Source organism: Saccharophagus degradans 2-40 (genome assembly GCF_000013665.1).
Lineage (GTDB): Bacteria > Pseudomonadota > Gammaproteobacteria > Pseudomonadales > Cellvibrionaceae > Saccharophagus > Saccharophagus degradans.
Genome location: NC_007912.1, coordinates 4,338,965 through 4,352,825, shown reverse-complemented (window position 1 = coordinate 4,352,825; position 13,861 = coordinate 4,338,965). Strand labels below are relative to the sequence as shown.

Here is a 13,861-nt window from a genome sequence, read left to right as displayed (position 1 = left end):
GGGGCCGGCTTTTTTATGGTCGTCAATCAGAGGTTCACTAAGTCACTTCTTTACGTTAATTTCTAACTCGGTAATAATTTGTTTTTGTTTGGTTGCCTTTACGGCTTCTAACTCGCCCAGCTGTATTTGCTTGGTTATGGCAATATTTTTTTCTGTAATAGCGTTTTCAATAACCTGTGCGCGCGCTTTGGCAAGTGTGTGTAGTTCTATTTGATCTAGTGGTTGTTGATCGATTAGCTTATTTTTAATTTGGTTGGCGTAGGCTAAGGTATCGACAGTTTGCTTACCCTCTTGTGATTGTTTGGTGTGACTTTGTTCAAGCACGTTAAGGGACGGTTCTAACCGGTACTGTTTATATAGGTTTTCTAATGCGCGCAGTGTTTTAGGGTGGGTGAGCACTTTGCTATTTTCACCGGCTTCTGCAATAAGTAGCGCGTCGAGTTTCTTTGCTTTTAGTGCTCGCCCGTCTAGCTTGGGTTCGAAGGCGGCGCCAATACTAAGCTGTAAATTGGGGCGTTGCGCCAGCGCTTTGGTTAAAGCGTAAATTTTTTCTAATTCCGGTGGCGTAATATTACTGCTGCCTGCATCAAACGCAATATTGCCAATATCTTCGCTACTTGAGCCTGCCAAGCTAGCTAATAATTTAAAGGGCGATGTCACAATGTTGGTAATTAAGCGAGTTATAGCTTGGCCTGCTACTTTGCCAATGCCAAATTTGGGGTCGTTTACATCGCCAGTTATGGGTAAATCGACATCTATTTTACCGTTGCCATCTTTTAGTAGCGCAAGAGCCAAGTCGAGGGGTAAATCAACTGCGCCCGGCTGGTCGAGTTTTTTGCCTAATGCCAAGTCGTAGAGCACAACATTATTGTTGGCTTGCATTTTGCCGTCGTTTAGTTTGTATTCTAAATTCAAATCGAGCTTGCCACTTTGTACTTCTCTGCCTGCAAACTTAATAGAGTAGGGGGAGAAGCTGGGTACGCTCACATTGCGAAACACTAATTTTATATCGGAATTTTTAGTGGGGTCCATTGCGCTTAAGTAGCCATTGGCACGCATTAAACCGTACTCATCCACCTGCCCTTCTAAACTAAGTTGCGAAGGTTGCGTGCTTGCACTGGCAAGCGTTGAAAGCTCGCCATGTAGTTTGGTTATATGAGTATCGAAAGGCAGTGGTAATGAGAGGTCAGCAAAATGTCCCGCACTTTGTAAAATTTCGATTTTACCTATAGTTAACGCCATTGGTGGGCCTGAGTTTTCGTCTGTAGCTGACGGGGTTGATTCTGGTTCAGTATTGGTAGACTTTGCTTCGACCATAATGCGATCAATAGTTGTTGTACTGTCTGCTGCAATCACAAAATCTGCATACATTTCGCTTAGCGCAACACTCGCGATATTTACTTCGTTATTATGTGGCGCTGCATACACATCGTTTACATTTAGTTCATTCCACCCAAGCAGGCGAGTATTAGTCACGTTCTCTATTATATTTAGCTGGCTTATTTGCAAGTCGGCGCGGGTTGTTATAGCCGTGGGTGTTTCGCCTTCAAGTGTACCTTGTATTGCAAGTAGCCCTGTTTGCAATTCAACTTTCGCATAGTCGGCCAAGTAGGGCTGTATTAATTGTAGGGGAATGGAATCCACTGAATAGGTGCCCGCGATATTCGCAACAGGGTTTATTTGCAGCTCGGTGTTGAGTGAGAGTGAGCCTTCTGTAATGCCTAAAATTGCATCAATACCAATAAGCTGATTGGCTTGTGTGCCTATATTCTTAGCCGAAATATTGATAGGCCCAACAAGAATGGATGCCGGCGAGCCAATGCTGTTGTCGTTAAATTGTACCTGCCAGTTGTTAATACTAATTTTGTGGGTGGTAACTTGCCAGGGTGTTGATGATTCACTCGTGGCTTGCGTTGGCTTCTCTGTGGGGGCGCTGCTGGGCTGCTCAGTGTTTATTAGCTGCGTTAAATTAATAATGCCGTCGCTGTGTTTGCTCACCCATAGCTCACCGTTATTAAGTGCAATATCTGGTATATGAGCACGCTGCGCAGGCCACTCCACTATCGCATTGCTTACTGCGAGGCTTTTTAGTTTGTACAGTGGCTCGCCGTTATCGCTAACAAGGTTTAGGTTGTGAAGGCCGGCATGTATTTTATCTATGGTTACATTAATTCCGTTGCTGCTTTCGGCTATGGCGTAATTAAAATCAATATCAAAATCACCTGCTAAAATCTTAAAATTTAGCGTGTCTTGCAGGTAGTCAGAAATAAGCGGTAAATACGGGCCCTCTATTGCCACACTGCCTTCGCTTGCCAAGGGGGCAAGGCTTATGTTGCCGCTCCAGCTAAGTTTTGCGCCCTGCTCGGTTGCGAACGAAAATTCCTGTTTACCGGTTTTATTTGGCAGAGTAGAAAAATCGCTAACGCCAAAGTGAATAGGGCCTAGCTGGGTTGCAAATGGTGTAGCGGGTACTTGGTCTAGCAAATCTATACGCGCTATAGAAAACTGAATATCGCTTATACGAATGCGGGGTAAAGTGTCGTTGGCGTTTGCCGGGGGCGCCGTAGTTTGTTGTTGCTCGGCGCTGGCTTGCCAGCGTTGTGCGAGAGTGCTTAGGGTATTGTCAATTTCGTTTTGGCGCTCTATGGTGCTGTGTAGCCCAAGTAAATGTACTTCTTTAAAGCTCCACGCCCAATAAAAAAGGCTGGTAGTTTGAAAGTTAACTTTTAATTTATCAAAACCTGCAAATTCACTGCCGTCGGGTTGCTGCAGCACAAGCTGATCTATTTGTAGGGTGAAGGTAAAAGGGTTAAAGCGCACTTTTTCTATGTGGCTAGTTAGCTGCAACCGCTTTTGGGTTAGGTCGGTAAGCGTGGTGCTAATTACCCAAGGTACCAGTAAAAAGCCCGCCAGTGCGTATAGGCTTAATATTATGCCCAGCCATTTCCATCGTTTGGGCATTTTGGCTAGTTGTTTTGGGCTGTTATCCATGTACGGCACCTTGCTTGAAATAGGGGTAAAAGCGTAAAAATGAGCAGTTGGGCATTATAACGAATGCTTAGAGTTATCCGGTATACTGCGCCCATGCGGTTTAGTTATAGCGCAGTGGCCAAAACGTGCCAGCGCAGAATGTATCATTGGGTGTAGATTATTTAGATGACAGAAAAAACGAGTGTAGGTATTGGCTTAATTAACCCTAAGAGCCCCACCAATGTTGGGGCAATTATGCGTGCTGCTGGGTGCTTCGGCGCCAATTACGTACTTTACACTGGGCAGCGGTATAGTAAAGCGGCAAAGTTTCATACCGATACCAAGCAAGCTAGCCAGCATATACCTCTACGTGGTGTAGATAACTTGGCTACAGCGGTAAGCGCAGGGGTTAAAATTGTGTGTGTAGATTTAATTGAAGGGGCTGTAGCGCTACCGGATTTTACCCACCCAGAGCATGCGCTTTATGTATTTGGCCCCGAGGACGGCACGATTAACCAAAGTATTATTGATGCCGCCGACGCAGCGGTTTATATTCCTACCAAGGGGTGTTTAAATTTAGCCGCCACTGTGAATGTGGTGCTATACGACAGACAGGCAAAAAACCTTACCTCACTTAGCGCCAATGGCGACGAGTTAATTAGAGCAAGCCGCGATGTAAATAACCGCGTGGCATTTAAGTCTCAGGGAGCTAATAGCTAATCGCTAATCAATAGTAGCTAGTAGCCATTAACTAATAGTTAGCAATTAGAAGTTGAAAAGTTATGTTTATCGTTGCGCTTACCTATATAAAGCCTCTGCCCGAAGTGGATGAACACATCGACGCGCACATCGAATATTTAAATACGCATTACGAGGCGGGCAAGTTTGTTTTATCTGGTAGAAAGGTACCGCGAACCGGCGGCGTGATATTAATGAACTGCAGCAGTGTTGCCGAGGTAAACGAACTTATCGCGCTAGACCCTTTTAGTATTGCGGGGGTGGCAAAATACGACGTTACAGAGTTTGTTCCTACTATGGCAGCTAAAAGTTGCGCGTCGTTACTTGAATAGGTGTTCTGTAATTTGCGAGGAGCAAATAATGGTAACAACCGTTTTTCTGGCAGGTTATGGCAATTCTACTTGTGGCCATTGGCAGCGCACTTGGTTTGAACAAACGCCAAATAGTGTATGGGTAGAGCAGCAAGCGTGGGATAACCCCAATCGCGACGACTGGGTAAGCGCGCTCGATACAGTGTTATCACCTTTGACTGCACCCGTACTCATTATTGCTCACAGCCTTGGGTGCAATACTTTTATAGAATGGTGCGCTACACAAAATAAACACTCGCTTACAAAAATTACTGGTGCGCTGTTGGTTGCCTACCCCGATGTGCTAGATAAAAGCTTTCCCACCGCTATTCAAGGTTTTAGTTCACCGCCCTTAACCCCTATTCCCGTGAACGGCCTGGCTATTGCCAGTACCAACGACCCGTATATAACCTTCGAGCGCGCACAGTACTTTGCCGATGCTTGGCAAATAAAGTGTATTAGCGCTGGGGCCGTGGGGCATATTAATATCGCTTCTAATATTAACGATTGGCCAGAAGGTAAAGTGTATTTGGCTAAGTTTAAGAATCAATTGATGTTGTAATTCGGTACCTAACCCATTGCAAAGGAGAGTCGCTATGGACGCAGCAAAGCTAGCTTTAGATTACATAAAAGTACTTATCTGGCCACTTTTATTGGCATTGTCTTTTCTTTATTACGGCGAAGCGCTAATTGAAATTTTGAAAAGCAGGGAAGTAGATGCTTTTGGATTGAAAATTGGCAAGCAGGTAGAAGCTGTATCCGATAATTATCAAGCCGAGCTCGATGCGCTTAAAGAGCAGGTTGCGCAGGCGTGTGATGGTAATGACAACGGTGTGCTAGATAAAATAGCTGTAATAGAAAGGCAGCTCACCAAAGAGCTAGATCAGGTAAAAACTACCGCCTATGCCGCGCAAGCGCCAGATGTGAAAGTTAGCCGAGCGCAAACAGTGGAAAAGCTAGAGCGGGAGGGTTTTGAGGCGATACTTAATCGCGATATTAAGTTGGCTATCGACTCGTTTGGCAAGGCTACTGAATTATGGCCTAGCTACCACAATGTGGCTGAAATACATCAGTTCTTAAAATCTAATCAACGCGTGTTATCGCGTAAAGATGCACCGCAGTGGCAAACTATTAACGAAAAAATATTGGCCCAATTTACTTGGGGTATGCCGCGCGACTTGCGTGAAAAATTTGTATCTAAAAAGGACTATTCCCGATGATTAATATTGGCATTTATATTTATGATCGTGCCGAGGTGTTAGATTTTTCGGGGCCGTTTGAGGTGTTTAGTACAGCCACTAGAATGTGTGAAAACGATACGCCGTTTAATGTTTTTTTAGTGGCGCAACAGTTGCAGCCAGTGGTGGCGCGGGGTGGGTATCGCGTGCTGCCAGAGTACGACTTTAGCAACCACCCATCCATTGATTTACTTCTAGTGGTGGGTGGCGTGCACACTGACGAAATGGACAAAAGCGATGTGGTGGCGTGGTTGGCCTTGCAGGCGACTAAAGCTAAGTGGGTTGCTTCTGTATGTACTGGGGCATTTCTATTGGCGCAGGCGGGCATTATTACAGACCAAAGCGTTACCACCCATTGGGAAGATATCGCCGATTTGCGCAAGCAGTTTCCAGCATTAAATGTGCAGAGTGATGTGCGTTGGGTCGATGAAGGACGCCTTACAACCTCTGCTGGTATATCGGCGGGTATAGATATGAGCTTGTTTTTAGTCAGTAAACTACATAGTAAGCCGCTAGCCGAAGCGACGGCTCGTCAAATGGAATACGATTGGGTTAAATCTAACGCCTAGTCTTTGTGAAAGCCCTCTTAATATCATCTGCGGCGCCAAGTTAACTCTGTTAATATGGCCGCATTCCTCCGGCCTGTGGCCGTATATTTCCTTTTACAAAAGAATCCCCCATGAAACTACTTGTTCGAAACCTAGATCGGTCTACCACCGAAGACGAAATTCGCGTGCTTTTCGAAGCCTTTGGCCCACTGCAATCGTGCGTAATCGTTATGGATAAAGCCACCGGCCAATCTAAGGGCTTTGGCTTTGTAGAAATGCCTAACCCTGGGCATGCAAAGGCTGCCATTAAAAGCTTAAATGGCGCAAAAGTGGGAGCGAGTAATATTCGCGTTAAAAAAGCTGATGAAAAGCCTGCTGAATAATTGCAGCGTAGGAAAATACTATGTCTAAGTTTTTCTTTAAGGGGCGTGTGGATGCGAGGCAAGATTACCGCAGTTACGGTAACAAAACCAAGCCCGAGGCAAACCCCGGTAGCGAGCATAACCCCATTGAGCTTTGGGTAGATAACGCTGAACGTGAGCAAGAAATTAAAGCATTATTAGATCAGCACGAGGTGTTTGCTGTGGTGCATGTGGATGCAGCCACAGAAGAAAATATCCAGCAATTAGATGCTGTACTGGCTACCCCTAAAACCGTCGTGTTAGAAAAAACACCCAATCGCAACGACCCATGCTTATGCGGCAGTGGCAAAAAATATAAAAAGTGTTGTGGCTAGTTTGGTTGGAAAGCCTGTAGATAATAACGAATATTTAAAATTAAAAATAAGTAATGTGAGTGAACATGAGTGCCTTGGGGAATAAAAATGTACCATTAGCCAATAGCGTAGTTGTACTCGATTTTGAAACAACAGGGTTATCTCCCGATATGGGAGATAGAGCAATAGAAATAGGCGCGGTGCGTTTGCACAATGGCGAAATTGTCGATCGCTTTCAGGCCTTGATGAACCCCGGCTTCCAAATATCAGGTTTTATTGCCAGTTATACGGGTATAGATAACAGCATGCTCGCCAAAGCGCCGCCGTGTGATGAGGTGATGGATGCATTCGCCAATTACATTGGTAATGATAATCTTGTGGCTCATAACGCTTCGTTCGATAAGCGTTTTTTAGATGCCGAGCTGTACCGTATTGGACGCAGCTATAGTGGTGACTTTACTTGTTCGCTATTGGCCGCCAGGCGCTTATTTCCCAATGCGGAAAACCATAAATTGGGTACACTGGTAAAACACACCAAGTTACAAAGCGATGGTGCATTTCACCGGGCGCTGTACGATTCTGAAATGACGGCCAAAGTGTGGATGGTTATGTTAATGCAGTTACAGCAAGCCTACGGCTTAAACCATGTGCCGTTTTCGCTTATTCAAAAAATAACTAAAACGCCTAAAAAGTCGGTGCATGGCCTGTTAGAAAAATTTGTAGCAAAGCAATAACTGCTAGTAGTGTGACATTAGTTAATACAGCAAGAAATGCAATTGTACATTAAATGGAGGTTAACCAAGTGATTGATTTATCGGTGCGTTATTTTCACTTTGTGGGCATTTTTATTATGTTTGCGGCACTGTTTGGCGTACATTTGTTATTGCGCCCGCAAATAGATAAGCAAACACTTAAAAAACTTGTCGTGCTAGACCTGGTATATGGGGCATGTGCGCTGTTTGTTTTGGCTATGGGGTTGGCGCTATGGCTTTGGGTAGGGAAGCCTTCTTCATTTTACAATACCAATTGGATACTGCATTTAAAGGTAAGTTTATTTGTATTGGTGGGTATTATTTCGGTTGTGCCGACGTTATTTTTTATTAAACAGCGCGATCTACAAGCCGAGCTGATTGATGTGCCCAAACGTATTATTACTATTGTGCGTATCGAGTTGTGCATGTTGGTTGTTATACCATTGCTGGCGGTGCTTATGGCTCACGGTGTTGGGTTTGGCTAGCCTGCGGGGGCTGGGTCCAATGTAGCCATTAATAATGCCTGCTATTATGCTTGGTATTTGCAAATAGCCGTACCATAATGGGCGCATTAACCTAAAACGAGTTTTTTCTATGCAAAGCTTAAGTATTCTTATTCAGTCTTCACAAAGCGATGCTTTTCAACCAGAAGATGCTATCGCGTTGGCCAAGTCTTTGGGGCGCTACCCAGAAGTAGACCGAGATAAACAAACTGGCGAAGTGGTGCTAAATTTTTTTAGTGAAAACCTGCCTTTGTTGTGGTCGCAATTAGTAAAAGGCATGTTTAACGATGAAGAGCTAGGCGAATGGTTGCAGTCGGTGAGTATTGTTGTGTGCGACCCCGTAGATGGCGGGCGTGACGAGTTGCTGTTGTACCATTTCGATGAAGATGAAGAGCTCGACGAGTTTTAATTTTGCTATTCACGCAAGGTATTTGCCTTGCGTGTAGTAATGCACATCTCTACGCTGCTATTTAACCGCCAAAGTTATTCCGTAATAGGTTTATTTTCTGGTGAGTCGTTAAGGGCGTACCAAAAAGTTTCTACCCAATACAACATCTCTGCGAGTAAATCACTTAATTTCTCTTTGCTGTGGCTTAGCTTGTTTACGCACAGGGCATCAAAATGAGGGTGCCCCATCGCAGCGTATTCCCAGTCTATAAGTACGGGGCCGATTACACTTTCAATAATATTGTCTGCAGTAATATCGTGGTGGGTAAGCAGTGGCGGTGGCCAGCTGGGGCTTGCTTGCGCGCTATCTAGCTTGGCTGCAAATTTTCTGTATTGCTCTAATTGCTGTGAACTAATTAACGTATTATTTGGTTGCTTTTGCAGCTCTATGTAGTAGTAATTTAAATGTTTTGCGTAATCTAAGCTTGTGATTGTGCCTTGCGTGTTAATAGCTTGGAATTTTTTTACAAGCTCCAGTAATTTCTTTACTTGTTGTGGGTTTTCGAAGTCGTCTTTAGTCCAGGTACGACCTTCTACCCATTCAAATACGCTGTAAGTGTAGTTGGGTGAGCTATATATAAGCTTTGGTGCTACTTGGTGCGGCGCAAGCAGATCGCAAATGGCGTGCTCGCGCGTACGGTCTATGCCAAGCATAGCGGAATAAGGCGAATTTATTCGCAGTTTATAACGCTTGCCCTGTGCCTTAATTAAATAGTTTTCGTTGGTTAAACCATTGGGCACTTTTTCTATAAGGCTTGGTGCTTGCTTTAATGGTAACGGCCACAGTTGCCATTGCGTAAGTGCTTGTAGCAGGCTTATTTTTGTCATTAAGCATGGTTCGACGCTGGGGGCTCTTGTTGCTGTAGCAGGCGAGCCCAAGTTATAAGGCCTACCACTACTAGGATAAGGTATACCGCCATGAGTAGGGCTGTAGGGTACAAGCCTCTATCAATGTATAAGTACAGGGCCACCGCATCAATTACTAGCCAATACAACCAGTTTTCGAATACTTTTTGTGCAACCATGTACGTGGTAATTACTGCACCCCAAGTAGTGAAGGAATCTAAGTAGGGCCACGCAGCTGTAGTATTTGTTGTTAAATAATAGCCAGAAGCCCCACTTAAAATAAATATAGCACCTAAAGCGAGGGCGTGTGTTTTTAAAGGCCAAGTAATAATAGGTAATGTGGGCTGGTCGGCTGACGCTCTGTTCCAGTTCCAAAAGCCATATACCGCCATGCCCATGTAGTACACGTTTAAAAGAGATTCCATAAATAAGGAAACATCCCAAAACACATAGGTAAATAGAGCGGTACTTATAAGTGCGCAGGGCCAGCCCCACACATTTTGGCGCATAATTAAAATAAGGTATGCCAAGCCAAGGCCCACTGCAATGTGCTCTATAGGCGATTGTTGCAGCAGGCCGGTAATGGCTTGGTTAAAAAAATCTGTCATTCGAAAGCGTTGTAACCAGGAATAAATTTAGTAACGAATACGCATTTGCCGTATTTTTCAAAACTCCACGCCACTATATCATTAATTACGCGCATTACGTCTTCGTATTCGCCCACCATAATGGTTGCGGTTGGAACAGTACTTACCTCAACGCCTGTGTAGGTGTTAATTTGATCGATGGTGGCCTTAATAATATCTAAATAATAATCTTGCAGTGGGTACAGGGTAATTTCTGCGGTTAGTTTCATGTGCTACCTCTACATGTTTACCCGCGCAATTGCGGGTAAACATAGCTGTGTTTATTTGTTAAAAGCTTAAACTGGCGCTTACACCAACAGTGCGTGGCGCGCCTTTCTGGCTGTAAGGTTCGGCGGCGTAAAACTTACGCGGGTCGTTACCAAATTCGTGGTCAAAGTAAAAGCCACGCGTTTCTACTGTAACGTCTGTAAGATTCTTAGCCCATAGCGCAAATTCAATCTCATCTAATTGATAAGCAATTCTCGCGTTTAGCAAAGTGTAAGCGCCTGCTTTTTCTTCGTGGTTGGCAGAGAAATAAAAGTCATCTTTGCCTTCTATTTCAAAGCGCGCGCTTAGCAGATCGCCAAATTGAAAAGTAGCGCCAGTGCTGTATTGGTAGTTTGGCGCATGGGGTTGATCGCGGCCGTCCATATCTTTGGTACCATCGACATGGCTGGTATTGCTAAACTCTTTAAAGCTTGTTTGCAATAGGCCTACATTACTAAATAGGGTGATGTTTTCTACAGGGCTCCACAGCAGTTCCATCTCTGCACCATAGTTTACGCCTTCAGCTGCGTTGTTAATGGAGTCGATGAATTGAATGGTACCATCCTCCTCGTAAGCGTTAGATTGCTTCACTTGGATATCGTTACGCAGTTGGTAAAACAACGCGAATTGGCCCGTTACGGTATTGTCTAGCCATTGGCCTTTTGTACCCAGCTCGAAGTTCACCATGGTTTCGGTATCGAAGGTCTTATCTTCTTCTTCTAAGTCAACTTCAGTATTAAAGCCGTTGCCTTTGTATCCGCGCGACACTAAACCGTAAACCATTTCGTGATCGCTTATTTGCACCTCTAGCGCCATTTTACCGCCCCAGAGCGTCTCGCCTGGGTTAAATGTGCTGCCGTTGCTGTCGATGAAATCCGAACTAATTCTTTCTAAGCGCAGGCCAGTCACTAAGGTGGTCGTCGCGCTTAAGGTAGAGCGTACTTCACCGTAAATTGCCGAGTTGGTGGTGGTGTAATCGCTAGTATACGGGGTGACTTCGGGTACGCGAGGTAGAGAATAAAAGTCGTATGTGGAATCGTTATTAACGTGAGTGCGGGTAAGCTCTACATCTTGGCTGCGTACATAGGCACCAGCAACCCAAGCAAATTTGCTATCGCCCTTCGAAATTAAACGCACATCGAGTGCGGTATTGCTGTTGTCGCGCTCGTAGTTATCCGTGGTGGAGTATTGCTGTCCTTCGCATTCGGAATCGATTGGGCAAATGTCGCGGTAGGCCCAATCTTCATCGTAGCCATACTCAATTTCAGATTCCGCCACGCTGGCAACCACTTCCAGGTCAATCATATCTGAGCCGCTGTAAGTAGTATGCAATGCAGTAGCTAGGGTGGTTTGGCGATCGTGACCGGGCTCATCGGATAAGGTTTTGCGATTGTTGTCGAGCGAGAAGGCATCGTAGCCGTTATCGACATCTATGTAGTAGGTAACCCAGCGCATGGCGAGGCTTTTGCCAAAATCAAAAGTAAGCAGATTTTTAGCACTAAACTCGTCAATGTTGTTGGTGTCTTTGCGGTCGAGGTGGGTGTTTTCAATAAACCCATCGCTATTGGTTTGTTTCACCGCTGCGCGCCAGCCGGCAACGTCGTTTATGGGGCTGCTAAGTGTTAAGCCTGCATCAAAAGCGCCATAGGTACCGAAGCCAGCGCTAATTTTACCTGAGGGAGCGTCGCTTACATCGTTGCTCACAACGTTTACTAAGCCTGCCAGCGCATTTGCGCCAAATAGTGTGCCCTGTGGGCCGCGAAATATTTCCACTTGTTTAGTGTCTAGCGCGGTAATACCGGTGGAAATGCCGGTCATGTCTATACCGTCTAACATTACGCCCACGGATGGGTTAACTGGGTCTACGAACTGGCTGCGCTCGCCGATACCGCGAATCAAAATAAAGCGGCCGCGGGATGCGCCAGTGGAGTAGTTAACGTTGGGCGCTAAGTTGAATACGTCTTCTAGGTGTTGGGTGTTACGCGCAGCCAGTGTGCTGGCATTTACGATAGATACACTGTTGGCAACGCTTAGTGCGTTTGCATCGCGCAATTCACCGGTAACAATTATTTCTTCTAATTTGTCGTTGGCGAATGAGGTTTGGCTAGCAAGAGCAACGGCTAGCGATAAACTGGTGAGAGAAAAACGGGATAAGCAGGTGTTCATGTCAGGTCCTTTATATTGGTAAGATCAAGGGCCCGGCTGTATGCGTGGGGGAGCAACTTCGAAGTTGTTAAGTTGCCTATAGTTTTTATCCTATTCCTACGCCGGTACTAACCGGATCAGGTTCGAAGGGTATAAGCACATAAGTACTAGTCTCAGGCTTCGCAGCCTCCCCTAAGGAGCGCGCGAATCATAGCGCACTTAGGGCAGTTTTTGAATTCTTCGCTTCAGCTTAGGGCCAAAGAGGGTGCGGGCTGACGTCAAAATGAGCGTGGTTATATTGGGGTGTAAACGGCGCCGTTTTGCCTTAGGGCGGACTATCATGTTCATGTTGCGCCAGTATTACTTCCTAGAATTATTATCCTCGCAGCCAAGTGTGATATACGCGGTAGTACCTGTTTAAAATTTGGCCTAAGCCATTTGGCCGATACTGCTTCGCGGCGTTGGCTGCTAGCATAGGTGGTGAATTTGGCGCCAATAACGCTTTTTACTAAGAAAGTGTGATTAACATCCCTTTTTGGCGCGTATTTGTACGTTTTTAGGTCGGTAAAACATATAAAATGCATACGTTATTTCTAATTGTACGTATTTGAATGTTTTCTATACTACTTTGGTCGCTGCACAAATTTTGATCTTGTGGTATCTTGCGCCGCCTTAAATGAACCCCCTAGCTAGAGAGAATTCAATGTATCGCTTCGTCCTGAGCAGCATATTTTTTGTGTGGATATCAACCGTAAATGCCGCGCCAGACCCAGTATTAAGTCAAACACTGCAACAAAAGCAACAAGAGCTTGCTGCACTCACTAAGAAAGTTGATGCCGCTGCTGCTGTGTTAGCCGATGAGCAGGCGAATTTAGCTCGCCATGCAGAAGGTTTGGAAGAGGCGACGCAAAGCCTAGTAGAGGCTGAGCGCGAAATGAAAGCGAAACTTCTTGCCGCTGAAACAAACCCAGATGAAACCGCAATGCGTGAATCGGTATTGGCTTCTATTCGCTACAACCGTTTTGAGGCGCGCGTTAAGCGCTACACCGGGCGCAAAGAGGAGTCTGAGCAATCTGTGGCTGCAGCCGAGCAGGCTTATCAAAACCTTACTAAACAGCAGAAAGATTTGGAATTTGTTATTAGTGAGCTAAGCAGTAAACGCGATGAATTGGCCCGTAAAAAAGTAGCGGCCTCTACTAATGTGCAAGTTGCGCAAAGTGTATCTGCACCAGCGAAAGCGGCAGAGGTGGCAACGCCAGTGGCTGCTAAAGCGGAAGCGGCTAACACCCAAGTCGTTAAAACCGAGGCTCCTAAAGCTAAAGAGCCAACTGAGCAAGCGGCAGGGGTTGGTACTTGGCCCTACTTATCAAACGCGAGCGAACAAGATATACGTTACGCGCGCACCTATATTGCCGAGCTAGAAGCCGATAAGGCTAAAGGTGAAATCGATTCTGCACCTTTAGTGGAAGTAGAGTTGGTAGCAAAAAATTCATTTGGTAAAAGCGATATGGATTACTTAGGTGACGATCTATATATGCTTACCAAAAAAGTACGTGCCGGCAGCCAGCGTTTTGCATTATTTAATAAAGACTACTGGCACACAATTCCCGAAGCGGATGATCAAGCCGAATATGTGTTTATCTTTGATGTTTCTTCGCTTTCTAAGCCTGAATTGTTTTTATTTAAGAAGTCTCTAATCGCTCAATAAAGAAACCT

At 45.3% G+C, this 13,861-nt stretch carries 16 protein-coding genes and 1 riboswitch; of the genes, 11 read left to right on the top strand and 5 right to left on the bottom strand.

Going from position 1 to position 13,861, the window contains the following annotated elements; translation table 11 throughout:
• Nucleotides 1-42: 42 nt before the first annotated feature.
• Complete coding sequence (locus tag SDE_RS17875; protein ID WP_011469890.1) at nt 43-2,991, bottom strand: DUF748 domain-containing protein; 2,949 nt, start codon at nt 2,989-2,991, stop codon at nt 43-45.
• 165 nt (nt 2,992-3,156) lie between these two features.
• Between SDE_RS17875 and SDE_RS17870 the strand changes: the two genes are divergently transcribed.
• From SDE_RS17870 to SDE_RS17825, 10 genes are all read left to right on the top strand, one after another.
• On the top strand, nt 3,157-3,690 hold the full coding sequence (locus tag SDE_RS17870; RefSeq protein WP_011469889.1) for an RNA methyltransferase: 534 nt from the start codon (nt 3,157-3,159) through the stop codon (nt 3,688-3,690).
• A gap of 62 nt (nt 3,691-3,752) precedes the next feature.
• A complete protein-coding gene (locus tag SDE_RS17865) occupies nt 3,753-4,040 on the top strand; it encodes a YciI family protein (RefSeq protein WP_011469888.1) in 288 nt (95 codons plus the stop codon).
• A gap of 28 nt (nt 4,041-4,068) precedes the next feature.
• Nucleotides 4,069-4,620: an RBBP9/YdeN family alpha/beta hydrolase gene (locus SDE_RS17860; RefSeq protein ID WP_011469887.1), complete on the top strand. Its 552-nt coding sequence runs from the start codon at nt 4,069-4,071 to the stop codon at nt 4,618-4,620.
• Nucleotides 4,621-4,654: 34 nt separating this feature from the next.
• Nucleotides 4,655-5,278: a hypothetical protein gene (locus SDE_RS17855; RefSeq protein WP_011469886.1), complete on the top strand. Its 624-nt coding sequence runs from the start codon at nt 4,655-4,657 to the stop codon at nt 5,276-5,278.
• Nucleotides 5,275-5,865 carry a DJ-1/PfpI family protein gene (locus SDE_RS17850; protein WP_011469885.1) on the top strand — a complete coding sequence of 197 codons (591 nt, stop codon included), beginning with the start codon at nt 5,275-5,277 and terminating at the stop codon, nt 5,863-5,865. The genes SDE_RS17855 and SDE_RS17850 overlap by 4 nt, the downstream gene beginning before the upstream one ends.
• Nucleotides 5,866-5,975: 110 nt before the next feature.
• A complete protein-coding gene (locus SDE_RS17845) occupies nt 5,976-6,227 on the top strand; it encodes an RNA recognition motif domain-containing protein (protein WP_011469884.1) in 252 nt (83 codons plus the stop codon).
• 20 nt (nt 6,228-6,247) lie between these two features.
• Entirely contained in the window at nt 6,248-6,580 is a 333-nt protein-coding gene (locus SDE_RS17840) for a PBPRA1643 family SWIM/SEC-C metal-binding motif protein (protein WP_011469883.1), read from the top strand.
• 65 nt (nt 6,581-6,645) lie between these two features.
• Entirely contained in the window at nt 6,646-7,293 is a 648-nt protein-coding gene (locus SDE_RS17835) for a 3'-5' exonuclease (RefSeq protein ID WP_011469882.1), read from the top strand.
• A gap of 68 nt (nt 7,294-7,361) precedes the next feature.
• Nucleotides 7,362-7,796, top strand: a complete 435-nt coding sequence (locus tag SDE_RS17830) for a DUF2214 family protein (protein ID WP_049762811.1) — start codon at nt 7,362-7,364, stop codon at nt 7,794-7,796.
• Nucleotides 7,797-7,905: 109 nt separating this feature from the next.
• Complete coding sequence (locus tag SDE_RS17825; RefSeq protein ID WP_011469880.1) at nt 7,906-8,223, top strand: hypothetical protein; 318 nt, start codon at nt 7,906-7,908, stop codon at nt 8,221-8,223.
• A gap of 74 nt (nt 8,224-8,297) precedes the next feature.
• On the opposite strand, the gene SDE_RS17820 is transcribed toward SDE_RS17825, so the two are convergent.
• The 4 genes from SDE_RS17820 to SDE_RS17805 are packed head-to-tail and all read right to left on the bottom strand — an operon-like array spanning nt 8,298 to nt 12,166.
• Complete coding sequence (locus tag SDE_RS17820; protein WP_011469879.1) at nt 8,298-9,089, bottom strand: choline/ethanolamine kinase family protein; 792 nt, start codon at nt 9,087-9,089, stop codon at nt 8,298-8,300.
• Nucleotides 9,089-9,715, bottom strand: a complete 627-nt coding sequence (pnuC, locus tag SDE_RS17815; RefSeq protein ID WP_011469878.1) for a nicotinamide riboside transporter PnuC — start codon at nt 9,713-9,715, stop codon at nt 9,089-9,091. The genes SDE_RS17820 and pnuC overlap by 1 nt, the downstream gene beginning before the upstream one ends.
• On the bottom strand, nt 9,712-9,963 hold the full coding sequence (locus SDE_RS17810; protein WP_011469877.1) for a YkoF family thiamine/hydroxymethylpyrimidine-binding protein: 252 nt from the start codon (nt 9,961-9,963) through the stop codon (nt 9,712-9,714). Before SDE_RS17810 ends, pnuC begins: the two co-directional genes overlap by 4 nt.
• A 58-nt stretch (nt 9,964-10,021) precedes the next feature.
• Nucleotides 10,022-12,166 carry a TonB-dependent receptor gene (locus tag SDE_RS17805; RefSeq protein ID WP_011469876.1) on the bottom strand — a complete coding sequence of 715 codons (2,145 nt, stop codon included), beginning with the start codon at nt 12,164-12,166 and terminating at the stop codon, nt 10,022-10,024.
• A gap of 76 nt (nt 12,167-12,242) precedes the next feature.
• Nucleotides 12,243-12,349: riboswitch (TPP riboswitch) on the bottom strand.
• 499 nt (nt 12,350-12,848) lie between these two features.
• Here SDE_RS17805 and SDE_RS17795 point away from each other — a divergent pair.
• Entirely contained in the window at nt 12,849-13,853 is a 1,005-nt protein-coding gene (locus tag SDE_RS17795) for a hypothetical protein (protein WP_041324867.1), read from the top strand.
• The last annotated feature ends 8 nt before the right edge of the window (nt 13,854-13,861 follow it).

Excerpts from the sequence above, each read along its gene's own strand:
- SDE_RS17875 (WP_011469890.1), bottom strand. The coding sequence starts at position 2,991 with ATGGATAACAGCCCAAAACAACTAGCCAAAATGCCCAAACGATGGAAA.
- SDE_RS17870 (WP_011469889.1), top strand. The coding sequence starts at position 3,157 with ATGACAGAAAAAACGAGTGTAGGTATTGGCTTAATTAACCCTAAGAGC.
- SDE_RS17865 (WP_011469888.1), top strand. The coding sequence starts at position 3,753 with ATGTTTATCGTTGCGCTTACCTATATAAAGCCTCTGCCCGAAGTGGAT.
- SDE_RS17860 (WP_011469887.1), top strand. The coding sequence starts at position 4,069 with ATGGTAACAACCGTTTTTCTGGCAGGTTATGGCAATTCTACTTGTGGC.
- SDE_RS17855 (WP_011469886.1), top strand. The coding sequence starts at position 4,655 with ATGGACGCAGCAAAGCTAGCTTTAGATTACATAAAAGTACTTATCTGG.
- SDE_RS17850 (WP_011469885.1), top strand. The coding sequence starts at position 5,275 with ATGATTAATATTGGCATTTATATTTATGATCGTGCCGAGGTGTTAGAT.
- SDE_RS17845 (WP_011469884.1), top strand. The coding sequence starts at position 5,976 with ATGAAACTACTTGTTCGAAACCTAGATCGGTCTACCACCGAAGACGAA.
- SDE_RS17840 (WP_011469883.1), top strand. The coding sequence starts at position 6,248 with ATGTCTAAGTTTTTCTTTAAGGGGCGTGTGGATGCGAGGCAAGATTAC.
- SDE_RS17835 (WP_011469882.1), top strand. The coding sequence starts at position 6,646 with ATGAGTGCCTTGGGGAATAAAAATGTACCATTAGCCAATAGCGTAGTT.
- SDE_RS17825 (WP_011469880.1), top strand. The coding sequence starts at position 7,906 with ATGCAAAGCTTAAGTATTCTTATTCAGTCTTCACAAAGCGATGCTTTT.
- SDE_RS17820 (WP_011469879.1), bottom strand. The coding sequence starts at position 9,089 with ATGACAAAAATAAGCCTGCTACAAGCACTTACGCAATGGCAACTGTGG.
- pnuC (WP_011469878.1), bottom strand. The coding sequence starts at position 9,715 with ATGACAGATTTTTTTAACCAAGCCATTACCGGCCTGCTGCAACAATCG.
- SDE_RS17810 (WP_011469877.1), bottom strand. The coding sequence starts at position 9,963 with ATGAAACTAACCGCAGAAATTACCCTGTACCCACTGCAAGATTATTAT.
- SDE_RS17805 (WP_011469876.1), bottom strand. The coding sequence starts at position 12,166 with ATGAACACCTGCTTATCCCGTTTTTCTCTCACCAGTTTATCGCTAGCC.
- SDE_RS17795 (WP_041324867.1), top strand. The coding sequence starts at position 12,849 with ATGTATCGCTTCGTCCTGAGCAGCATATTTTTTGTGTGGATATCAACC.